The organism is Kitasatospora nipponensis, assembly GCF_039528135.1.
GTDB lineage: Bacteria > Actinomycetota > Actinomycetes > Streptomycetales > Streptomycetaceae > Kitasatospora > Kitasatospora nipponensis.
In genome coordinates, this window is the sequence record NZ_BAAALF010000025.1 from 39,019 (window position 1) to 60,351 (window position 21,333).

General features: G+C 73.5%; 17 protein-coding genes and 1 riboswitch. Of the genes, 6 read left to right on the plus strand and 11 right to left on the minus strand.

The annotated features are described in order from the left end of the window. Positions 1-59: 59 nt before the first annotated feature. The 4 genes from ABD323_RS10310 to ABD323_RS10325 form a co-directional block, all read right to left on the minus strand. The gene (locus ABD323_RS10310; RefSeq protein ID WP_344440990.1) at positions 60-1,997 is read right to left on the minus strand and encodes an ArnT family glycosyltransferase; all 1,938 of its coding nucleotides are present in this window, start codon (positions 1,995-1,997) and stop codon (positions 60-62) included. Continuing rightward, positions 1,997-3,118, minus strand: a complete 1,122-nt coding sequence (locus tag ABD323_RS10315) for a glycoside hydrolase family 26 protein (protein WP_344440991.1) — start codon at positions 3,116-3,118, stop codon at positions 1,997-1,999. Before ABD323_RS10315 ends, ABD323_RS10310 begins: the two co-directional genes overlap by 1 nt. Then, complete coding sequence (locus ABD323_RS10320; RefSeq protein ID WP_344441009.1) at positions 3,115-4,554, minus strand: glycosyltransferase family 2 protein; 1,440 nt, start codon at positions 4,552-4,554, stop codon at positions 3,115-3,117. The genes ABD323_RS10315 and ABD323_RS10320 overlap by 4 nt, the downstream gene beginning before the upstream one ends. A 353-nt stretch (positions 4,555-4,907) precedes the next feature. After that, complete coding sequence (locus ABD323_RS10325; protein WP_344440994.1) at positions 4,908-5,900, minus strand: hypothetical protein; 993 nt, start codon at positions 5,898-5,900, stop codon at positions 4,908-4,910. A gap of 149 nt (positions 5,901-6,049) precedes the next feature. Then, a riboswitch (cobalamin riboswitch) is annotated at positions 6,050-6,178 on the plus strand. A gap of 184 nt (positions 6,179-6,362) precedes the next feature. Here ABD323_RS10325 and ABD323_RS10330 point away from each other — a divergent pair. Next, a complete protein-coding gene (locus ABD323_RS10330; protein ID WP_344441011.1) occupies positions 6,363-8,756 on the plus strand; it encodes a ribonucleoside-diphosphate reductase subunit alpha in 2,394 nt (797 codons plus the stop codon). A 65-nt stretch (positions 8,757-8,821) separates the two neighbouring features. Continuing rightward, entirely contained in the window at positions 8,822-9,817 is a 996-nt protein-coding gene (locus ABD323_RS10335; RefSeq protein WP_344441012.1) for a ribonucleotide-diphosphate reductase subunit beta, read from the plus strand. Between the two features lie 131 nt (positions 9,818-9,948). On the opposite strand, the gene def is transcribed toward ABD323_RS10335, so the two are convergent. From def to ABD323_RS10370, 7 genes are all read right to left on the minus strand, one after another. Continuing rightward, the gene (def, locus tag ABD323_RS10340; RefSeq protein ID WP_344440995.1) at positions 9,949-10,605 is read right to left on the minus strand and encodes a peptide deformylase; all 657 of its coding nucleotides are present in this window, start codon (positions 10,603-10,605) and stop codon (positions 9,949-9,951) included. Between the two features lie 55 nt (positions 10,606-10,660). After that, positions 10,661-11,650, minus strand: a complete 990-nt coding sequence (locus ABD323_RS10345) for a hypothetical protein (RefSeq protein ID WP_344440996.1) — start codon at positions 11,648-11,650, stop codon at positions 10,661-10,663. A 286-nt stretch (positions 11,651-11,936) separates the two neighbouring features. After that, positions 11,937-12,833: an HD-GYP domain-containing protein gene (locus ABD323_RS10350; protein WP_344440998.1), complete on the minus strand. Its 897-nt coding sequence runs from the start codon at positions 12,831-12,833 to the stop codon at positions 11,937-11,939. 477 nt (positions 12,834-13,310) lie between these two features. Then, positions 13,311-14,201 (minus strand): SAF domain-containing protein, encoded by an 891-nt coding sequence (locus tag ABD323_RS10355; RefSeq protein WP_344440999.1) that lies wholly within the window; start codon positions 14,199-14,201, stop codon positions 13,311-13,313. Between the two features lie 99 nt (positions 14,202-14,300). Further along, positions 14,301-15,353 (minus strand): hypothetical protein, encoded by a 1,053-nt coding sequence (locus tag ABD323_RS10360; RefSeq protein ID WP_344441000.1) that lies wholly within the window; start codon positions 15,351-15,353, stop codon positions 14,301-14,303. 5 nt (positions 15,354-15,358) lie between these two features. Continuing rightward, positions 15,359-15,751 carry a hypothetical protein gene (locus ABD323_RS10365; RefSeq protein WP_344441001.1) on the minus strand — a complete coding sequence of 131 codons (393 nt, stop codon included), beginning with the start codon at positions 15,749-15,751 and terminating at the stop codon, positions 15,359-15,361. Between the two features lie 439 nt (positions 15,752-16,190). Beyond that, positions 16,191-17,036, minus strand: coding sequence for a hypothetical protein (locus ABD323_RS10370; RefSeq protein ID WP_344441003.1), 846 nt, complete (start codon positions 17,034-17,036; stop codon positions 16,191-16,193). 339 nt (positions 17,037-17,375) lie between these two features. Here ABD323_RS10370 and ABD323_RS10375 point away from each other — a divergent pair, with 339 nt between their 5' ends. The 4 genes from ABD323_RS10375 (at position 17,376) to ABD323_RS10390 (ending at position 20,934) form a co-directional block, all read left to right on the plus strand. Next, entirely contained in the window at positions 17,376-17,831 is a 456-nt protein-coding gene (locus tag ABD323_RS10375; RefSeq protein ID WP_344441004.1) for a pyridoxamine 5'-phosphate oxidase family protein, read from the plus strand. A gap of 108 nt (positions 17,832-17,939) precedes the next feature. Then, on the plus strand, positions 17,940-18,392 hold the full coding sequence (locus ABD323_RS10380) for a MaoC family dehydratase (protein ID WP_344441005.1): 453 nt from the start codon (positions 17,940-17,942) through the stop codon (positions 18,390-18,392). Between the two features lie 219 nt (positions 18,393-18,611). Then, on the plus strand, positions 18,612-19,847 hold the full coding sequence (locus ABD323_RS10385; protein WP_344441014.1) for an MBL fold metallo-hydrolase: 1,236 nt from the start codon (positions 18,612-18,614) through the stop codon (positions 19,845-19,847). 136 nt (positions 19,848-19,983) lie between these two features. Next, positions 19,984-20,934 carry an acyl-CoA thioesterase gene (locus ABD323_RS10390; RefSeq protein ID WP_344441006.1) on the plus strand — a complete coding sequence of 317 codons (951 nt, stop codon included), beginning with the start codon at positions 19,984-19,986 and terminating at the stop codon, positions 20,932-20,934. Positions 20,935-21,333 lie beyond the last annotated feature (399 nt).

Genomic DNA, 21,333 nt, shown 5'->3' on the forward strand with positions numbered 1-21,333 from the left:
CGACGGCCGGGGCGGCCACGGAGGCGACGCGTTGAACGCGTCCGTGGGGGTCGACATCTCTACTGCTTCACCCAAATCCGGTAATAGCCGGTACCGCCCACGGTGGTGAACGGCAGCCTGCCCAGGAGGCGGTAGTGCGGGCTCTGTGCGATGGCCGCCACGACCACCCGGTCGGTGTCCGGCGTGGCCACCCCGTCCAGGACGATCAGGTCGAACCACCCGTCCGCGATGGCCGTGCGGTAGCCGTCGTCCCCGGAGTGCAGCTTCCCGCCCTGGTCGAGGTAGCCGATACCGTAGGTGGAGGTCCACTGGTCCTGCCGGGTCTGCGCCCGCAGGTAGTAGGCCGGGACGTTGTCGGCCGAGGCCAGGTACCGGCCGTGGCTGTTGACGTGCTGCTTGAGCACGGCGACCATCTGCGTCGAGTTCGGCCAGGTGTCGAACCGCCAGACCGACTGCGACAGTCCCAGCGAGAGCATCACCACCCAGAGCAGGATCCCCAGTTGCGGGTGGCGGAAGTGCGACCCGACCAGGCGGGACATCCCGATGCCGGCCATCGGCGCGGCGAACAGCAGCCCGAACCCGATGTGCTTGTAGAGCGCGACCGAGGTGTGCAGGTGGATCTGGTAGGCCGGGGCCAGCAGCGCGGTGCCGACCAGCAGCAGCCCGAGCATCAACCGCCGCTTGCGGCCGGGGCCGGTCGCGGTGCGCACCAGCGGGGACTCGTTCATCCGGCCGCGCACGGTGTAGGCGATCAGGCCGCCCACGGCGGTGGCGAACATCAGTCCACCCCACTGGGCGGACTGGCGGATCAGGCTCAGCGCGGTCTCGGTGCCGTGCGCGCGGTCCGTGGTGGTGGCCTGCACGCCCTTGAGCACGTCGGTGAAGTGCAGCCCCGCCCAGAGCATCCCGCCCATGCCCAGCGCCAACAGGACACCGCGCAGCAGGGGTTGGCGCAGCCGGTTGCGACGGCCGGTCAGGAAGGCCAGCAGCACCAGCACCGGCAGGTAGAGCCCCGAGGCGTACTTCGCGCCGACGGCCAGCACCGCCACCGGCGCCGCCAGGAGCACGACGGCCGCGGGCGCCCGGTCGGTGCGGATCACGATCCAGGTGGCGACGGCGAGCAGCAGGACGGCCGGCGCGTCGTAGGTGGCGAAGAAGCCCAGGACGACGGTCGACTGGGTGACCGCGAACATCGCGGCGGCACCCAGCGCCACCCGCTCGTTGAACAGCCGGCGGGAGAAGGCGTAGAGCACCGAGGTGGCGCCGAGCATGCTGAGCAGGCTGAACAGGCGCACCCCGAGCATGCCGAAGTGGTTCTCCACGACCGCGGCGACGATGGGGTAGAGCACCGGGGAGCCGGAGAAGTAGCTGCTGTAGTCCTTCGGCAGCGCCGCACCGTGCAGCAGGTGGGCCAACTCCATGTGCCCGGCGTACATGTAGAGCGCTTCGTCCTGGAAGGCCGTGTTCGACAGCCGGACCGAGAGCGCGGCCTGCAGCGCCAGGATCAACAGCAGCAGCGCACGGCTGAGCCAGGCCCGGCGGCGGCCGGGGTCGATCGACCAGCTCGCCTCGGGCACCGGCGCCAGGGTGTAACCGGGCTGCTCGCCGCGCAGGCCCGGGCCCGCCGGCCTGGGAGGAGCCGGCCGAACGGGCGCCTGCCGGGCGGCAGCCCGCGCCGCAGCGCCCGCGGCGGCCTCCACCCGGGCCTCGGCCGGCCCACCCGGCAGACCGCCCGTCACCACGTCGTCGTCCGCCGGCTCGTTCACCACCCGGAACTCGTTCAACGGCTCCGGCTCGTTCGACGCCACCGGCCCGGCCAACGACCCGGCCTGGTACACCGACTCGGCCTCGGGCTCGGGCTCGAGCTCAAGCTCGGCCTCGGGCTCGGCCACCGCCGTGGCCTCCGGCGCCGCCGGCACGCTCGTCTTGGCGGCGAACCACGACCCGCCGGGGTCGGGTCGCCGGTGCAGGTCACTGTCCGCAGGGGAGGAGGTCATCAGGGATTTCTCACGTCGAAGCCGAACCGGCCGTCGGACACCGCCCGCTTGAAGGCGGCCGCGGACTGCGGGTCGCTGTCGATCCGCCAGTCCACTTCCTTGTTGTAGTCGAACCAGATGAAGCCCAGGCAGTCCGGGTGCTGCATGACCCCGGCGGCCAGGTTGGCGATGTCGGCCTGCTTGCGCGCGCCGGGTTCGGAGGCGGTCTCCGCGATCAGGAACGGCTTCGCGGTGAACTGCCGGATCTCCCGCAGGGTGGCCCCGTAGAGGCTCTCGAAGGTGCCGACCTCGAGGTGGGTGTAGTAGCCGATGATCCCCACCCAGTCGACGTAGGTGTCGCCGGGGAAGTACGGCTGCAGCTGGACGCCGGGCATCGGGTTGATGCTGTTGGGACTCCAGGCCCAGATCACGTCCGCCGCGCCGAGCTGCGCGAAGACGTCGTGGACGTGCCGGTAGGCCGCCACGAAGTCCTGCGCGGTGGCGTGCTTGGTGCCCCAGGCGTACCAGCCGCCGTTCATCTCGTGCGCGAAGCTCAGCGCCACCGGGACGTTGAGGTTGCGGATCGCCGCCGCGTAGCCCCGGATGTAGTCGTCGGACTTGCCCGCGGCGATGTCGGCGAGGCTGACGGTGAAGGGCTCCCAGGCCACGTACGGGACGGCGCCGGCGTTCCAGGCGTTGCGGGCGCCCTGGACGTCGAAGTTGTCGCCCCAGCCGGAGTAGAACTCGATCAGGTTCGGCGCCTTGCCGGCCTGGTCGGTGAAGTTCCTGATGGAGTCCATGGAGGCCGGTGCGGCGTCGGCCGAGACGCCGAGGAACTTGTGCGCGGGCTTCAGCAGGGGCCGCACGTCGTAGGGCAGCACGGCGGCGCCGCTCGCCTGAGGCGCCGCCCCCGGCGCGGTGCCCGCGGCCGCGCCCGCGGCGGGGCTGCTCGGATCCGCGGCGGGGCCGATGTCCTTCTCCCCGATCAACGACGAGCAGGCGGCCAGCGAGAGCGCCAGCCCCAGCGCGGCCAGCGCCCGGGCCGCCGGCCGCAGCGCACGCCCCGCCGGCCGCAGCACGCGACGGGCCGGCGCACCCCGCCCTCGGACGCCCTGGACCGGATCGGCCGTCGGCCGGCTCATGCGGCCACCTCCTGGGAGCGCGGCTGGATCAGGATCCGGCCGACCGTCACCGCGTAGAACAGGCCGGAGGAGAGGACCAGGGCGAAGTCCGGCGGGTGCAGGGTGAACATCCGCCAGACCGCGGCGACCACCCAGACCAGCGCGGAGCCGCCGCCCCACCCGATCATGCCGATCCAGAACCGCAGCTGCCGGTTGCGCCGTGCCCCGGTGGAGCCGGTGGGGCGCCAGCCCTGCGGCCGGCGGCGCAGCAGGTCCCAGATGGCGAAGAAGTGCGCCCAGCCGAACATCATCCGCGCCGCCCACGCCTCGAGGCGGTAGGGCGCCCGGTGCCACAGCGGGAAGATGACGGTGGCGTAGACGAGGCTGGGGATCACCAGGACCAGGTGCCGGATCTGCAGCAGGTCCGGGCGCCAGACCAGCAGCACGATCGGCAGCAGCGGCATCGCGAAGGTCAGCAGCGCGGTGTGGATGTAGTAGAGGAAGCCGGAGACGTAGCAGAGCCGGGTGGTGAAGGAGAGCTTCGCCTGCCAGAACTTGCGGCTGGTGAGCAGGCTCATCGAGCCCATGCACCAGCGGTACTGCTGGTTCTGGAAGGCCCCGGTGCTGTCGGGGCAGACGCCGGTGGACAGCGCGATCGGCACGTAGCGCAGGTCCCAGCCCAGGTTGCGCAGGTCGAAGCCGGTGTGCACGTCCTCCGAGTGGGCGATCAGCGTGGTGCCGCCGTTCTCCTCCAGCGCGGCCCGCCGGTAGACCGCGCAGCTGCCCACGCAGATGGCGCCGTCGTTGCGCTGGCGGGCGACCTGGACCGAGCGGTAGAAGAGCTCCTGGATCGCGCCGGCCCCGCGCTCGATCCAGTTCTGCGAGTCGAGCACCCGGAAGTACTGCGGCGACTGCACGATGCCGAGCTTGGCGTCGCGCTCCAGGTAGGGCAGGACCTCGTCCAGCAGGTCGTGCCGGGGCGCGAAGTCGGCGTCCAGGATCAGGATGTACCGGCCGTGCGAGAGGCCGAAGCCGTAGTGCAGGTTGCCGGCCTTCTTGAACCAGCCGCGGTCCGGGCGGGTGCCGTAGCGGAAGCCGAAGTCGGCCGCCATCGCCTCGACCTCCGGGCTCGCCGCGTCGTCCAGGACGAACGGCATGACCAGGCCCGGGTAGTGCTCGGCGAGCTTGCGGACGTAGGTCCAGGTGTTGTGCAGCGTCTCGAGCGGCTCACCGCAGACCGGCAGGAAGACGTCGACGTCCGGGTACTGCTCGGGGGCCCACTTGCGGACCAGCCGGCGGTGCTCCTTGAGGTCGAAGTTGGGGGTGAAGCTGTTGACCCGCAGCGAGACCAGGTAGTAGACGCAGGTGAAGAGCAGGAACGGCAGGCAGAGCCAGAACCAGACCGAGGCCTGGAAGAGTTCGACCTGACTGACCAGCAGGCAGCCGAAGCTGATCATCGAGCAGAGCGTCAGGATCCACTGGTGGCGGATCGTGTAGCTGTACTTCTCGCGCGCGGTCGGCGGTTCCGGCAACAGGTGCGTGGGGGCCGGTTCCAGCGCTTCGGTGCCGCGTCGCCGGCTGCCGGCGTTCCTGCGCCGACGGCCCGTCGCGTTGGTGGCAACACTCACGGCGGCGCTCCTCCTGACTGCCTGTCGCGGTGGCCCGAGGCGCGTCAGTAGATCTACTGTCCCCCGGGAGCTGCCGCATCTTATCTGACGATTACAAGGGCCTCGGCACAGGCCGTAACCGAACGAGGGCGGGTGGGGGCCCTGGGGCCCGCCACCCGCCCGGGGGGAGGTCGTGCGTGCGGTCAGCTGCCGGCGGCGGGCTGCTTGGCCCGCGCGAGCAGCTGCTGACGTGCGGCGTCGGCGAAGCTCGGGGCCGCGGCGGCCGCGTCCGGATCGGTCATCGCACCGCCCTGCTTGAGGGTGCCGGAGACCGTGAAGTAGCCGTAGCGGCCCACCGAGGCGTGCGTCTCGTCACAGCCGGAGGCGATGCAGAACAGCCCCACGCCGGGGCCGGAGAGCCCCTGGATCTGGCCGGTCCGCTTGGCCAGCGCGGCGTCCGCCGCGGCCTTGGTGTCGAAGACGGCCACGCCCACGGTCACCGCACTGTCGCCCGAGACGTAGGTGGCGCGCACCACCGAGCGGCAGACGTCGTCGCCCAGGGCCAGGCCCAGGCCGCCGGTGGTCGCCTTGGAGCAGGGCTTGGTGGTGCCGCTCGCCTTGCGGGTCCAGGTCTTGCCGTCGACCGAGCGCGTCTCGTCGGGGAAGAGCAGGGCCGGGTCGACCGGGGCCTTGTCGGTGGTGGCGTCCGAGATGAACGCCAGCGCGTCGGGGCCCGCCGGGGCCGGGGCACTGGCGGAGGTGGAGGGCAGGACCTTGCCGCCCTTGTCATGGTGATCGTTCATCAGCATGGCCGTCGTCACCACGCCACCCACCACCAGGACCGCGGCGACGGCCGCGCCGGCCCAGATCCGCCGGCGCCGGCGGGACTCGACCGCGTGCCGGTCCGCCAGCGCCGACCAGTCGGGCTGCTCGCCGCCGAGGTGCTCGCCGCCCGGCGACTGCTGGCCCGGCGTGGGCTGCGCCTGGTACGGCTGGGGCACCGGCGGGCCCGGGTGGATCGGGTACGGCTGAGGAGCCTGCGGATAGGCCGCGCCGGCCGGTCCGTAGGAGGCCGGCGGCGGCCCGAACCCACCCGCGGGCGGGCCCGGCGTGACGGGCGACCCGGGCGGCTCCCCCGGCCCCGGCTGCGCGGGCTGTGGCGTCCACTCGGCGGGTATGTCGGTTCCCTCGCTCATGAGGCGAGATCGTAGGCCATGGGCCGCAACCGGAGGCCATTCGGTAATCAATCCGTGGCCAAGGAAGGAGCCGACCCGTCCAGGTCCGTCACCTCTCCGACACGCCGCGCCACACTACATGTGGGGGTAAACGCGGGAGCCGCCACTAGATGTATGCTCACTCTCGCTGTCGACGCAGGGGAACCCGGTGCGAGTCCGGGACTGCCCCGCAGCGGTGAGCGGGCCTGCCCCACGGGCGCCCCGCGAGTCCGACTACCTGCTGACGGTGTGCCACACGGCTTCCCCGCAGACGCCTTGCAGCACAGCACCACCGTCCGGGCCTCGCGGGTGGGCCAGGGTGAGACGAAGCGCGCCGGGTTCGATGCGGCGTGCCGTTCTCCCCTGCCGCGCGCCGCTCCCGGATGCCCCAGTCCGTCGCCGTAGCCAGGAGAGAGCGCCTTGACCACCGCTGCCTCAGCCACCCTGCCCGCCCAGGGCTCCAGCACCGCCTCCGCCGTCCCCTCGGACCCTGGAGCGGCCCTGCTGCGGCTGTTGACGGACCTGAGCTGCGACCTCCCCCAGGCGGACCCCGGCCATGTCGCCGCCGCCGCGCTGCGCGGCCGCAACGCCGGCTCCGACTTCGCCGAGCTGCGCGCACTGGCCGTCGAGGCGTCCGCCTCGATGATCGCCGAGGACCCGCAGTACTCGAAGCTCGCCGCCCGCCTGCTGGCCCGCGAGATCACCGACGAGGCGGTCGGCCAGGGCGCGCTCTCCTTCTCCGCCTCGATCGCGGTGGGCCACGCCGAGGGCCTGATCGGCGACGGCACGGCCGACTTCGTCGCCCGGCACGCGGACGCGCTCGACGCGCTGATCGACCCGAGCGGCGACGACCGCTTCGAGTACTTCGGCCTGCGCACCGTGCAGTCCCGCTACCTGCTGCGCCACCCGATCACCCGCAAGGTGATCGAGACCCCGCAGCACTTCCTGCTCCGGGTCGCCAGCGGCCTGGCCGTCGGCGACGACGAGCAGTCGGTGCGCGAGGTGGCCGAGCTGTACGCGCTGATGAGCGCGCTCTCCTACCTGCCGTCCTCGCCGACCCTCTTCAACTCCGGCACCCGCCACCCGCAGATGTCCAGCTGCTACCTGCTGGACTCGCCGCTGGACAACCTGGACTCGATCTACTCGCGCTACGCGCAGATCGCCCGGCTCTCCAAGCACGCCGGCGGCATCGGCCTGTCCTACAGCCGGATCCGCTCGCGCGGCAGCCTGATCCGCGGCACCAACGGCAAGTCGAACGGCATCGTGCCGTTCCTGCGCACGCTGGACGCCTCGGTCGCCGCGGTCAACCAGGGCGGCCGGCGCAAGGGCGCGGCCTGCGTCTACCTGGAGACCTGGCACGCGGACATCGAGGAGTTCCTCGAGCTGCGCGACAGCACCGGCGAGGAGGCGCGGCGCACCCACAACCTCAACCTGGCGCACTGGATCCCGGACGAGTTCATGCGCCGGGTGAACGCGAACGCCGACTGGTCGCTCTTCTCCCCGGCCGACGTCCCCGAGCTGGTGGACCTGTGGGGCGCGGAGTTCGACGAGGCGTACCTGAAGGCCGAGGCCGCCGGCAAGGCGGTGCGCACCATCCCCGCGCAGACCCTGTACGCCCGGATGATGCGCACCCTGGCGCAGACCGGCAACGGCTGGATGACCTTCAAGGACGCCTCCAACCGGGCCGCCAACCAGACCGCGCTGCCCGGCCGCACCGTGCACTCCTCGAACCTCTGCACCGAGATCCTGGAGGTCACCGACGACTCCGAGACCGCGGTCTGCAACCTCGGCTCGATCAACCTCGGTGCCCACCTGGCCGACGGCGCCACCGCCGCCGACCTGCTGAACGCGATGGACTGGGCGCGCCTGGACAGCACCGTGCGCACCGCGGTGACGTTCCTGGACCGCGTGGTGGACATCAACTTCTACCCGACCCCCGAGGCCGGATCCTCCAACTCCCGCTGGCGCCCGGTGGGCCTGGGCGTGATGGGCCTGCAGGACGTCTTCTTCCAGCTCCGGCTGGACTTCGACTCCGCCGCGGCCAAGCAGCTCTCCACGCTGATCGCCGAGCGGATCATGCTCACCGCCTACGAGCGCTCCAGCGAGCTGGCCGAGCAGCTGGGCCGGCACCCCGCCTACGGCGAGACCCGCGCGGCCCAGGGCCAGCTGCACGTCGACCACTTCGCCACCGCCCCGCACTGGGCCGAGCGCTGGACGGCGCTGCGCGCGCGGATCGCCACCACCGGCCTGCGCAACTCGCTGCTGCTGGCGATCGCCCCGACCGCCACCATCGCCTCGATCAGCGGCGTCTACGAGTGCATCGAGCCGCAGGTCTCCAACCTCTTCAAGCGCGAGACCCTCTCCGGCGAGTTCCTCCAGGTCAACCCCTACCTGGTGCGGGAGTTGAAGGAGCTGGGCGTCTGGGACGCGCAGACCCGCGACGCCCTGCGGGACGCCAACGGCTCGGTGCAGGACTTCGGTTGGCTGCCCGCCGAGGTCCGCTCGCTCTACCGCACGGCCTGGGAGCTGCCGCAGCGCGCGCTGATCGACCTGGCCGCCGCCCGTCAGCCCTACATCGACCAGAGCCAGTCGCTGAACCTCTTCATGGCCGCGCCCACCATCGGCAAGCTCAGCTCGATGTACGCGTACGCCTGGAAGGTCGGCCTGAAGACCACGTACTACCTGCGCTCGCGCCCGGCCACCCGGATCGCCCAGGCCGCCGCCGGCGCCGCCCGCCCGGCGGTCAGCGTGCCCTCCCCCACCCTGTCGCCCGAGGAGCAGGCCGCCGCCCTCGCCTGCTCCCTGGAGAACCCCGAGTCCTGCGAGGCCTGCCAGTGAGCGCCGACACCAGCGCCGTGAACGACCAGAACGACACGAGCGACCAGAACGCCAAGAGCGACAAGATGCTGCTGGACCCGGGCTTCGAGTTGACGCTGCGTCCGATGCGCTACCCCTCGTTCTACGACCGCTACCGGGACGCGATCAAGAACACCTGGACCGTCGAGGAGGTGGACCTGCACTCCGACGTCGCCGACCTCGCCAAGCTCAGCGACGGCGAGCGGCACATGATCGGCCGGCTGGTCGCCTTCTTCGCCACCGGTGACTCGATCGTCTCCAACAACGTGGTGCTCAGCCTCTACAAGCACATCAACTCCCCCGAGGCGCGGCTCTACCTGTCCCGCCAGCTCTTCGAGGAGGCCGTGCACGTCCAGTTCTACCTGACGCTGCTCGACACCTACCTGCCCGACCCCGAGGACCGCAACGCGGCCTTCGCCGCGGTGGAGAACATCCCCTCCATCCACCAGAAGGCGCAGTTCTGCTTCACGTACATGAACGCGGTCGACCACCTGGACTCGCTGCGGTCCAAGGACGACCGGCGCGCGTTCCTGCTGAACCTGATCTGCTTCGCGGCCTGCGTCGAGGGCCTGTTCTTCTACGGCGCCTTCGCCTACGTCTACTGGTTCCGCAGCCGCGGCCTGCTGCACGGCCTGGCGACCGGCACCAACTGGGTCTTCCGCGACGAGTCGATGCACATGGACTTCGCCTTCTCGGTGGTGGACACCGTCCGCGAGGAGGAGCCCGACCTCTTCGACGAGACGATGGCCCAGCAGGTCACCGCGATGCTGGAGGAGGCCGTCGAGGCCGAGCTCCAGTTCGCCCAGGACCTCTGCGGTGAGGGCCTGCCCGGGATGAACACCGCCTCCATGCGCGAGTACCTCCAGGCCGTCGCCGACCAGCGCCTGGCCCGGCTGGGGATGCCGATCCGCTACGGCTCGACCAACCCGTTCGGCTTCATGGAGCTGCAGAACGTCCAGGAGCTGACCAACTTCTTCGAGCGCCGGGTCTCCGCGTACCAGGTCGCCGTCGAGGGCTCGGTCGCCTTCGACGACGACTTCTAGCCGGCGCGCCCCGGACGCCGCGCTTCCGGACAGCGCGCTTCCGGACCCCGCACGACGAAGGGCCCGTCCCGCCGAGCTGATCGGCGGGACGGGCCCTTCGTCGTGCCGCCGGGCCACCGCCCGGCGGGCGGTCAGTCGTTGGCGACCGTCGCGTAGCTCGCGGTGCCCTCGGCCATCTGCCGCAGCGCGTCCTTGCGGTCGCGCTTGGAGAGCCGGTCGATGTAGAGGTAGCCGTTCAGGTGGTCGGTCTCGTGCTGCAGGCAGCGGGCGAAGAAGCCGGTGCCCTCGACCCGGACGGGGTTGCCGTCCTTGTCCTGGCCGGTCACCGCCGCGAAGTCGGGGCGGGCGAGCTCGGCGTAGGCGGTGGGCACCGAGAGGCAGCCCTCGTTGCCGTCGTCCAGCGTGCGGCGCTCGACCGGGAGGTCCTCCAGCACCGGGTTGACGATGTGCCCGATGTGCCGGACGTTGTCGTCGTCCGGGCAGTCGTAGACGAACACCTTGGCGTCCACGCCGATCTGGTTGGCCGCCAGGCCCACGCCGGCCGCCGCGTACATCGAGACGAACATGTCGTCGATCAGCGCGGACAGGTCGGCGTCGAAGGCCGTGACGGTCCGGCACTCGCGGTGCAGGACCGGGTTGCCGACCACCGTGATGGGACGCGCGGTGCCCTTGGAGAGGTCGGGCTCCTCCCCGACCACCTTCACCGGCGCCGACGCGGCGGCCTCGTGATCGTGGTCGTGGTCGTGCGCGTGATCGTGGTCGTGCGTGTGGTCGTGCTGCTCCGCCATCGCTGCTTCCGCTTCTGTGGGCCTGCCGAGGATCCTCCCCAGCCTAGTGCGCCGCTCAGCAGACCTCTTCCACATCCCGGTACGCCCGGGTGGTGGGCGAGGCCGCGACCCAGCGGTCGAGCAGCAGGCGGACCAGTCCGGCGGGGGCGGCGATGCCGCACTCGCGCTCGGTCAGCCAGGCCGTGCCGCCGCTGCCCTGGCTCAGGTGGCTCAGGTGGCCGGGGTGCGCGGCGTCGCCGTCGTCGTGCGGGTCGTGGTGCGCGGTGCGGCCGTCGTCGGTGACCATCCGGCTCTCCGAGCAGGCCCGGCAGAGCAGTCGCACCGAGGAGGTCCAGTCCTCGGCGGCGTAGCCCGCCTCGGCGACCAGCCGCTCCAGCGCGTCACGGTCCGCCTCGGTGGCGGCCTGCAGCAGGACCACGTAGGTCGGCACCGGCGAGGGTGCCCAGAGCTCGATCTCGTCGAAGACCGGGAACGCGGCGCCGCCGGCCACCCGCTCGCCGTGCGGGGCGCCGTCGTGCAGCACCACCTCGCCCCAGCGCCGGCCCGAGGAGGGCAGCGGGATGGAGAGCACCTCGACCCGCGCCGGGTCCAGCCGGCGGCCCCAGACCACCTCCGACTCGCCCTCCGGGGAGAGCCGCACCGGGGTGGTGCCCAGGTCCAGGCGGACCGGCGCGTCCGGCGCGGTGCCCGGGCCGCCGGGCAGCCGCAGCCCGTACGCCTGCCAGGACCGGCGGGCCAGCGGCCAGTCCTGCAGGGCGGTGGCGGTGATGCCCAGGTTCCACCAGTCGGGCGCCCCGTGGTCGCGGTCCAGCAGCGCGACCGCGCGCAGCCCGGCCACCCGGGCCTGCTCCCAGTCGCGGCGGAACTTGTGCAGCAGGGCCAGGTTGAACCAGGAGTCGGAGAGCCACGGCTCCAGGTCGGCGGCCATCACCAGCAGCGCTCCGGCGTCCTCGTACCGCCCGTTGCCGATCAGCGTGAAGGCCCGGTCGGTCGTCTGCCGCCAGGTGGCGGACGGCCGGTGCCGTGCCCGGTGGAAGATCTTCACGTTGCCCTGCCGCCTGTCCGCTCGGTCTGCTGAACTCCTGGTGGGGAGCCGGCCCGCCGCTGGCGTCTCGCCAGTCGGCTCGGCCCACGTCCCATGGGGTCGCCCCCGACCGGAGGCCGGGGGAGGTTCCTGCCGCCCGACGCCGTTGCTGCCGGCCGGGTCGGGCGAAGCCGCCGGGGCCGGGGGCCCAACGGCCCCGGATCGGGTGTTCCACGCTACGACCGCATCCAACCACGGCTGCGGCAGGGTGCGCTCCCCGCACGGTCCGGCGGGCGCCTCACCGTTCTCATCCAGTCTCGGCCCGCGCGACCGTGCACGGCACCTTGCCGGCCGCCACCACCCGCTCCAGCGCCGCCAGCACCCGCGGGTCGTAGCCGCCACCGCCGAGCGTCCACCGGCTGTCCGGCGCCAGTGCGGCCGGGCCGCCGAGGTCGTCGTGCGCGTTGGCCACCCGGATGATCCGGGCGGCCAGCGGCAGCGTGCGGTCGGCGCGGCCGTCCGGGCCCAGCAGCGGATCGGCCAGCCGGGCCACCTGCTCGGCCACCGGCTCCGGCACCCCGGTGTGCCGGATCACCTCGCTGCTCAGCCGGGCGATCCGCTGCTGCTCGCCGTCGGGCAGGGTCGCGGTGGCGCCGGCCGGGACGGGTTCGACCAGCGAGAGCTGGCCGATGTCGTGCATCAGCGCCGCGTACTCCAGCAGAGCGAGGTCACGGGTGCCCAACCCCAGCTCGCGTCCCAGCGCGCACGCCGTGTCCGCGACCCTGCGCGCGTGGCCCGGCGCGGTGTAGCCGGCCACCTCGGTGGCCCGGGCCAGCGTGGCGATGGTCTGCCCGTAGGTGGCCCGCACGGCCGCCGCACGGCCGAAGGAGGCCTGCGCGAGCAGCAGCGGCAGGCAGAAGACCGGCAGCGCCCACAGGCCCACCTCGCCCGCCGCCAGGCTGACCAGCATGCCGGTGGCCGCGATCGCCGAGCCGATCCCCGGCAGCGCGCGCAGCTCCTCCTCCAGCGCGCAGCCGAACCGGCGGCCGGTGTGGCGCTGGCAGGCGGCGAGCACCGCGTCGCAGAGCCCGGCCAGCGCGGCGACCGCCACCAGGAAGACCCCGTAGGCGGGCCCGGCCAGCGGCAGCCGGTCCAGCACGCCGCTGTTGTAGAGCGGTTGGAAGAGCGTGGCGGCGAAGCCCACCGCGAGCAGCCGGCGCGCGGCCTCGTCGCCGTGCGGCTCCAGCGCGGGCAGGCGCCCCGGCGCCCAGCGCGCCGGAGCGCCCGAGGTCGAGCAGGACGTCGTAGCCCTGGGGTTCGAGCGCGTGCAGGGTCTCGATCAACGGCTCCCAGGTGTAGGCGAGGCCGACCGCCTGGGCGGGGTCGGTGAGTCCGGGCAGCAGCAGTCGCTCGCCCTCGCCCTCGGGCGAGATGTCGACCAACTGGTCCCACAGGCTCTGCGCGAGCAGGCCGCGCCGGTCCGCGACGGCCAGGTTGCGCAGCCCGTAGACCGCCTCGACCCGGCCTTCGAGCGCACCGGCCAGCACCGCGCCGCCGTCGGGGTCGCACTCGACCAGCAGCGCCTTGCGGCCCGGGGCGAGCGGCCAGGAGAGCAGCAGGGCCAGCGCCGAGGTGGTGGCTCCCGGGGCGCCGGGACCACCGGTGACCGCGATCACGGCCATCAGGCACCTCCGGAGGGGTGCGTGCCGGACGCCGCCGACGAGGGTACCCCGGACGCCCCGGCACCGGCCCCCGGCGAGGGCGCCCCCGAGGCCCCCGCTGCTCCCGAAGCCCCCGGCGACGGCGTGGCCGGCGAACCGTCCGCCGCCGCACCGGCCTTCGGCGCCGTGATCACCTGGTACTTCCCGTCCGCCGCCCACAGGGCCAGCACCGCCGCGTCGCTCTGCGGCACCGCCACGTTGATCACCTGGCCGCCGTCCCCCTCGGCCCGGCCGAGCCTGGAGACGATCGCGTTCATCACCACCGGCCCGTGTCCGCCGGCGGCCGTCGGGTCGCCGCCGACCTGCACGATGACGATCTTCTGCCCCACCTGAACGCCTTCGGCGGGCAGTTGGTTGCGGCGCACGGGCAGCCCGACCTCCTGCTGCCCGGGCTGCACCACCAGGGCCCGGGTCAGGTCGGCGACCAGCAGCAGCGCGCCGCGGTGCAGGTCCGTGGTGGCGCGCTGCCCGACCGCCAGGTCGTGGTCGGCGGCGTTCACCGGCGCGAGCGCCGGGTCGCCGGCGATCCGCGCCACCACCAGGTCCTGGGCGGTCAGCGTCTGCCCGTACGGAACGTCACGGGCCAGCGCCAGCACCTCGATCCGCTGTCCGGTGCTGTTGTAGAGGATCGCCCCGCCCAGCCCGCCGGCGGCGATCAGCGCGGCCGCCATGGCGATCACGGCCGGCCGCCGCCGGCGGGCGCGCAGCGAGCGCGAGGGTGCCACCGGAACCGGACGGCCCCCCGCGCGGGCCGCCACGCCGGCGGTGTCGGTGGCCGACTGGTCCAGACCGTACCCGGTGGCGGGCGCGGTCGAGCCGAGAGCGGGAGACGGGAAGGTGCGGTTCTCCATCGGACGTCGGCCTTCCTGTCGTGCGTCTGCGATTGCGGTTTACCGGAGCGGGGCGTGCACGGTGGCTGGAGGAGGTACCCAGCCAGCTTCTCGGGCAGGTCAGTTGAGGACTTGCAGCTCACTCACCTGGAGGCCCAGCGGTGCGCTGGAGACCTGCAGCGAGAGGTCCGGCCAGGGCGGCGTGGCGGCCGTCGGGTTGTTCAGGTCGACCGTGTGGATCTTCCAGTACTGCGTGACGGTCAGGAAGTAGCCGTCGGTCGCCGCCGCGGTCCCCGAGGCCGAGGCCGACGGGGTGGGCGTGGACGGCGCGGGCGAACCACTCACCGGCGGCGAGGCCTTGCCGAAGACCGCGGTGCACGCGCCGGGCGGCACGGTGGTCCCCAGCTTGGGGTCGTAGGGCAGACCGGCGCCCCCGTTGCCGGTGCAGGTCAGGGTGGCCTCCTTGCCGTCCACCTGGTACCCGAGGTCCCAGACGACGCTCTGCAGGGTGGCCGTGGCACTCACCGAGACGGGGAAGAGGTCGACCCGCTGGGTCTGCGGACCCACCGTCTGGGCCTTGGTGGCCTCCGAGGTCTCGTACCAGAACCAGACCGGCACCCCGACCAGGGCCTTGTCGGCCGGCGCGCTGTGCGGGAGCGGGCGGGCGAACTGGAGCTTCCTGATGGCCATCTGCGCCACCTCGGCGGGGGTCGGCGGCGGTGCGCCGACGCTCGGGTCCTTGGCCAGCCAGATGTCCGTGGTCGTGGTGGTCGCCGCGTTGTAGCAGACCTGCAGGTAGATCGCGCCGATCCCGTACTGGTGTCCCTGCCAGGACGGATCGCCGGCGCTCGGCTGCGGGTTGAGCTGGTTGTAGTAGCAGCCGTCGGCGGTGTTGAACCAGCCAAGGTCGCCGTCGTAGCAGGGGTAGTCGACGCCCTGCCAGGTGCAGACCGTGGTCCCCCCGCCGCCCGAGCCGCCGGAACCGCCGGTGGTGCCCGGCGAACCGGTCGATCCGGGCGTGGTGACCACGATGCAGACCGCCAGCACCACGCACGGATTCACCCCCCCGCCGGGTCCGGCCGCCTCGGCGGGTGCCGCCGAGCCCGCCAGCGGTACCGCGGAGCCCGCCAGCAGTGCCAGTAACAGCAGGAGTTGACCAGGGAGACGCCGCAATTTCCTCAACATGTCCGACCCGTCTCACGGTTGAACTCGAACACCATCCAGGTGCTGCCGATGGTCCGCAGCACGACCGTCGCCGGATAGCGCGTCAGGCGCTGCGGCGCATCCTTGAGCGATCCGTCGGCGGCCGCCTGGTGCCAGCCGCTGACGTCCACGCAGTCCGCGATCACCGCGCTCTGCGGACTTCCGTTCACGTCGATCCGCTGCAGCACCGGCGCGGTGACCGGCTGTCCGGTCATCACCAACTTCGCCTGGTGCAGGGCGTGCAGGCTCACCAGGATCTGGCCCAGTGCCGTGCCGCTGGAGTAGAGCCGTACCTGGGCGCCGTTCGGGTCGCTGCCGTCGTAGGCCCGCACCTGGGCCGCCCACCAGTCCTGGTAGGCCCGCAGCACCACCCGGCCCTCGGCCTGCTGAGGTCCGCTGGTCGGCGCGCTGCCGGCGCCGCCGGCCCCCGAAGCCCCCGTGCCCCCCGAACCGCCCGTCCCCGGACCGGTCGAGCCGCCGTCCCCCCCGCCGATCGAACCGGGTGACGCAAGCGGTCCCCCACCCGCCGCGTCACCCGCGCCCGGTGCGGAAGTGGCGAGCCGGGCGGAGGCGCCGGCCGATCCGTCCGCGCAACCGGCCGACAAAAGAGTGAGCAGAACCGCCGCACCGAGCCCGACCGCCCTTGGGCGTAACAAAGCCTTGTTCCGGCGCATAGCCCCACCTTGCCGCTGACTGCCCGACAACTGGCCGAAGTTGGCAGAAAACACCTGCCAGTGCTGTCCTGTGGCGTGGGCACCGATTCTTCGCCAACCCACCCGTGGACGGCAACACCTTGGGCCCCTGACCTTACGCGGAAGGCGGATCCGTTGGGGCGTTTTCGCGCCACAGAACGGCCAACAGTTCCTCCGATACCGACAATCCGGCCAACGCACCACGAACGGCGGCCCGATTGCGCATCAACAACCGGCCACCCGAAGGAGGGACGAGCAGTCGCGCCTCGATCCCCGAGGCGAGTTCACCCCAGGCGAGCTCGGCCGCGACGGCCGGCTGCAGCTCGGCCGGTGCGACCGCGGCCGGCGCACCGGGCACCCCGCGCCGCAGCACCCGGTCCAGCGCCCAGCTGAACGACCCCTCCGCGCCCGGCAGTACGGCGGTGCGCCCGCGCCGCCCGCCCGGGTAGGGGCCGACCCGGCCCCAGAGCGGCACCCGGGAGTGCGCCAGCAGTTCGGCCACGCCCTGCTCGCCGTCCAGCCCGCCGATCGCCGCCCAGGTGTCCGGAGCGGCGACGGCGTCCACCAGCAGCAGGCCCTCCTCCTGGGCACCGTGCACCATGGTGCTGACCACCCAGTCCCAGGCCAGCCCGCGCCGGTAGGCGTTGTCGGGGGTGCTGCCGGCCGTCACCAGGGCCAGCCGCCGGGCGCGCGGGTCGCAGACCAGTTGACCCAGCAGGCAGACCACCAGCCAGCGGCCCTCCTGCCGGGCCGCCTCGCGCAGCGCGGTGAGCATCGTGTTGGCGTCCGCGTCGGGGGGCACCACGGTGACCCGGCTGCCCCGGTTGCCGGTGTCGAAACAGACGCCGGGCAGCGCCTCGGCGAGCACGGCGGCGCCGTGCGCGGCCTGCGCCGAGCCGCCATAGCTGCGGTCCGGACCGCCGTCCGCACCGATCACCACCAGTTCGACCCCACCGGTCATTGCCGTACCCCTCGTCGCCGTGCCCGTTGCCGTGCCCATCCGCCCCACCCGCCGTACCCGGCCGGCCGGCCGTTCGCCGCCCGCCCCACCGACGGCCCGACCGCCCGTCCGACCGCTCGCCGTCCACTGCGGGCGCTCGCCCGTCGCGGCGCCACTCTGCCGTACCCGGGCGCGGCAAGTACGGCCAATGCGACAGATCGTCCCCGATCGGGTGTCACCCGTCGCCCGGCCGGCCCGGCACCGACCAGGGACGATCCGGCCGTCGCGGGAGCGATCGGCCCGCCCGCTCCGGGACCATGGGCCCTACTGCTCGCGCCCCGGCGCGCGCACCATCGGGATATGGACCGTGTCGACCGTATCGAGGATCTGGGCGAGGCCGAATCCCTGCGGCTGCTCAGCACCGTGCCCATCGGGCGCGTGGTGTACACCGAGCACGCCCTGCTGCGGGTGCTGCCGGCGGCCTTCGAGGTCGGCGCGGACGGCCGGCTGGTGCTCGCCCTGCTCCCGGTCGACAACCTCGCGCGGGCGCTGGACGGCACGGTGGCCGCCTTCCAGGCCGACCGGCTGGAGGAGTCGAGCCGCTCGGGCTGGAGCGTGGTGGTGCACGGCAGGGCGGCGCTGGTGCGCGACCCGGCGGCCCACGCCGCGCTGCTGCACGCGGGCCCGCGACTGTGGACGATCGAACGCGAGCCGATGTTCGTGCGGCTCGCCGTCGAGCTGGTCACCGGGCGCCGCCTGCTGCCACCGCTGCCCGCGGTGGCGGCTCCGGCGTGCCCGCACCCCGGCGTCAGGTGACCGGCGGGTAGGACTACGCTCCCCGGGACGGGCGCGCGCCCCCGGGGCACGCGTCGTGCCCGGCCGTCCGCCCGTCCCCGAGCCCCATCGGACCTCAGGAGCGCAAGCATGACGACCTTCGCCACCCTCGACGAGCTGACCGCGGCGGTCGGCACCGAGCTGGGCAGCAGCGCGTGGCACACGGTGACCCAGGAGCAGGTCAACCTGTTCGCCGAGGCCACCGGCGACCACCAGTGGATCCACGTCGACCCGGAGCGGGCGAAGACCGGTCCGTTCGGCGGACCCATCGCGCACGGCTACCTGACGCTCTCGCTCGTCCCGCTGCTGGCCAAGGAGTGCTACGGCGTGGGCGGCATCCGGATGGCCGTCAACTACGGCTCGGACAAGGTCCGCTTCCCCGCCCCGCTGCCGGTCGGCACGCCGGTGCGGGCCACCGCCCAGTTGCTCAGCATGGATCAGGTGCCGGGCGGGGCGCAGGCCGTGGTCCGCTTCACCATCGCCAGCGAGGGCAGCCCCAAGCCGCACTGCGTCGCCGAGACGATCACCCGTTTCTACGTCTGACGCCGCGTCGGCGGTGCCGCCGAACGGCGGGCCCGGGGGTGATCCGCCGCGCCCCCCGGAGAGTGGACCGGTAGTCTCCCGATGAGATGTTGATCGTACTTACCTAGCGAGCGCCCGACGCGGCGTCCGGCCCGCCCGCCCGGCCGGCGTCCCGTCGGCACCCCGCTTCCAGGAGGTGCCGTGTCCGGCTCCGTCGCCAGCTCATCCCCGGCCGCCCGGTTGCGCGAGCTCTCGCTCGCCGGCTGGCGGCGGCTCCGGACGGACGCCTTCGGCGCCGAGCCCGCCGGCGCGCGGCTGGAACGCATCCGCCGCAGCCCGAACTTCGTGGACGGCGCGTTCCGCAACCCGGTACCGACCCGCCGCCTGGTCTACGAACGCTCCCCGCTGGAGATCACCCGGGCCCAGCTGACCGGCGACCGGACCCGCCGGATGCCGGCCGGGCCCATCCCGGTGCACCCCCTGAAGTCCGCCGAGCTCGCCGAGGCCCCCCGCTCCGGGCTGCGGCTGAGCTGGCTGGGGCACGCCACCGTGCTGGCCGAGCTGGACGGCCGCCGGGTGCTCTTCGACCCGGTCTGGGGCGAGCGCTGCTCGCCGTTCCCGGGCATCGGCCCCAAGCGGCTGCACCCGATGCCGATCCGGCTGGCCGACCTGGGCCCGGTGGACGTCGTGGTGATCTCCCACGACCACTACGACCACCTGGACATGACCACCATCCGCGCGCTGATCGGCACCGGGGCGCACTTCGCCGCGCCGCTGGGGGTCGGCGCGCACCTGGAGCACTGGGGCGTACCGGCCGCCAGGATCACCGAGCTGGACTGGTGGGAGTCGGCCGAGGTGACCGGTCTGACGCTGACCGCCACCCCGGCCCGGCACTACTGCAGCCGCGGACCGCGCACCAACCCGCACCTGCTCTGGGCCTCCTGGGCGGTGGCCGGGCCCGAGCACCGGCTCTTCCACAGCGGCGACACCGGGTACTTCCCCGGCTTCGCCGAGATCGGCGCCCGGCTGGGGCCCTTCGACGCCACGATGGTCCAGATCGGCGCCTACAGCGACTTCTGGCCCGAGGTCCACATGACGCCCGAGGAGGGTGTGCGGGCGCACCTGGACGTGCGGGGCGCGGTGCTGCTGCCGATCCACTGGGGCACCTTCAACCTGGCGCCGCACCCGTGGGAGGAGCCCGCCGAGCGGACCGTGACGGCCGCTCAGGCGCTGGGCGCGGTGGTGGCCGTGCCGCCGCCCGGGGTGCTCTTCGAGCCGGCCGAGCAGCCGGCGCTGCGGCCGTGGTGGCGCCCGCTGGCCGCCGTGCCCGCCGGCACGGCACCGCAGAGCGTGCCCGACCTGGTCACCGCCGGCCTCGCCGATCCCGACCGGGCCCCCGCGCCCGCGGCGGTCGACGGGTCCCGGGCGGTCGAGGCCGTCGAGGCGGAGGCCCACGGCGACGAGGTGCCCGCCTGAGACCACCCGCCCGGCCGAGGTCGAGCAGCGGTTGCCCGCTCGGCCCGGCGGACGCGGCGGGCGGCACGGCCGGCACGGGTCCCTGTCACGCTGCGGCGCGGCGGGCCGCCGACCCGGGATCTGCGACGATGACCCGGTGACAGAGCACCGGCTGACAGACGACCGGCCGATCGACGCCCCACCGGCCCAGGACCCGCCGAGCGAGGGCTCCTTCGCGGAGCTGCTGCGGATCGAGCGGCTGGAGTCCAACGTCTTCCTGGGCCGGTGCCACGCCGGCGCGCCGCTGCGCGCCTTCGGCGGCCAGGTGGCCGCGCAGGCCCTGACCGCCGCCGGCCGCACCCTGGCCGGCTCGCGCCACGTCCACTCGCTGCACGGCTACTTCCTGCTCCCGGGCGACCCGGCCCGCCCGATCCGCTACGAGGTGGAGCGGATCCGCGACGGCCACTCCTACGCGACCCGGCGGGTGACGGCCGTCCAGCGCGGCGAGGCGATCTTCGTGCTCTCCGCCTCGTTCAAGAACCCCGAGCCGAACCCCGCGCGGTCCACCGACCGCCGGCGCGCCATGCCACCGGTGCCCGGGCCCGAGGAGCTGCCCGATCCGTTCCCGATCTGGGCCGCCGCCGACCCCGAGGACTTCGGGCGGGCGGCCGGCTTCCAGTCGCTGGACATCCGGTTCGTGCCGCCGGACACCCCCGGCCTGCCGCCCGAGGCCCCCGGCGTGCCGCAGCAGTTCGTCTGGCTGCGCTCCGGCTCGCCGCTGCCGGACGACGACCCGCTGGTGCAGGTCTGCGCGCTGACCTACCTCTCCGACCTGACGCTGGCCTCCACCACCGCCCTGCACCTGCAGCCGCACCGCTTCCAGCGCAGCGAGCCCTCCCGGGTCGTGCTGGCCTCGCTGGACCACGCGATGTGGTTCCACCGCCCGTTCCGGGCCGACCGGTGGCTGCTCTTCGCCCAGCGCAGCCCGTCCGCCTCGGACGGCCGGGGCCTGGCGCTGGGCGAGTTCTACGACCGCGACGGCGTGCTGGTCGCCTCGGCCGTGCAGGAGACCCTGCTGCGCGAGCGCCGCAGGCCTGCCCCGCGCTGACCCGCCGCGGTTCCCGACCCGGCCCTGCTGGCGCTCTGCGTCTCGCTGGTCAAGGAGCTGCGCGGGGATCCGGCCGCGACGCCCTCCCGCTTCCGTCCGGCGCACGGGATGCGCGACGCGGTGCAGGTCGCGGCCGGCGAGGGGACGGCCGGTCCGGACGGGGACGACCCTCGCCCGTCCGGGTGAATTCGCGCCACCCCTCGGCGTGCCCCCGGGCCGCTCAACTCCCGTGCCGCGGCGCGGACTCCCGGGCAGACGAGCGGACGTCACCCCTCGTGTTCCGCCGATCACGCGGGGTCCGTTCCGTGGCAAGCTGGCAGACGCCCATCCGCACGGGCACGGCGCGCACGGCGCCGGGCGCGGCGCCTGCGCCCCGGTGCCCGCCGCGCTGCGGGCGCG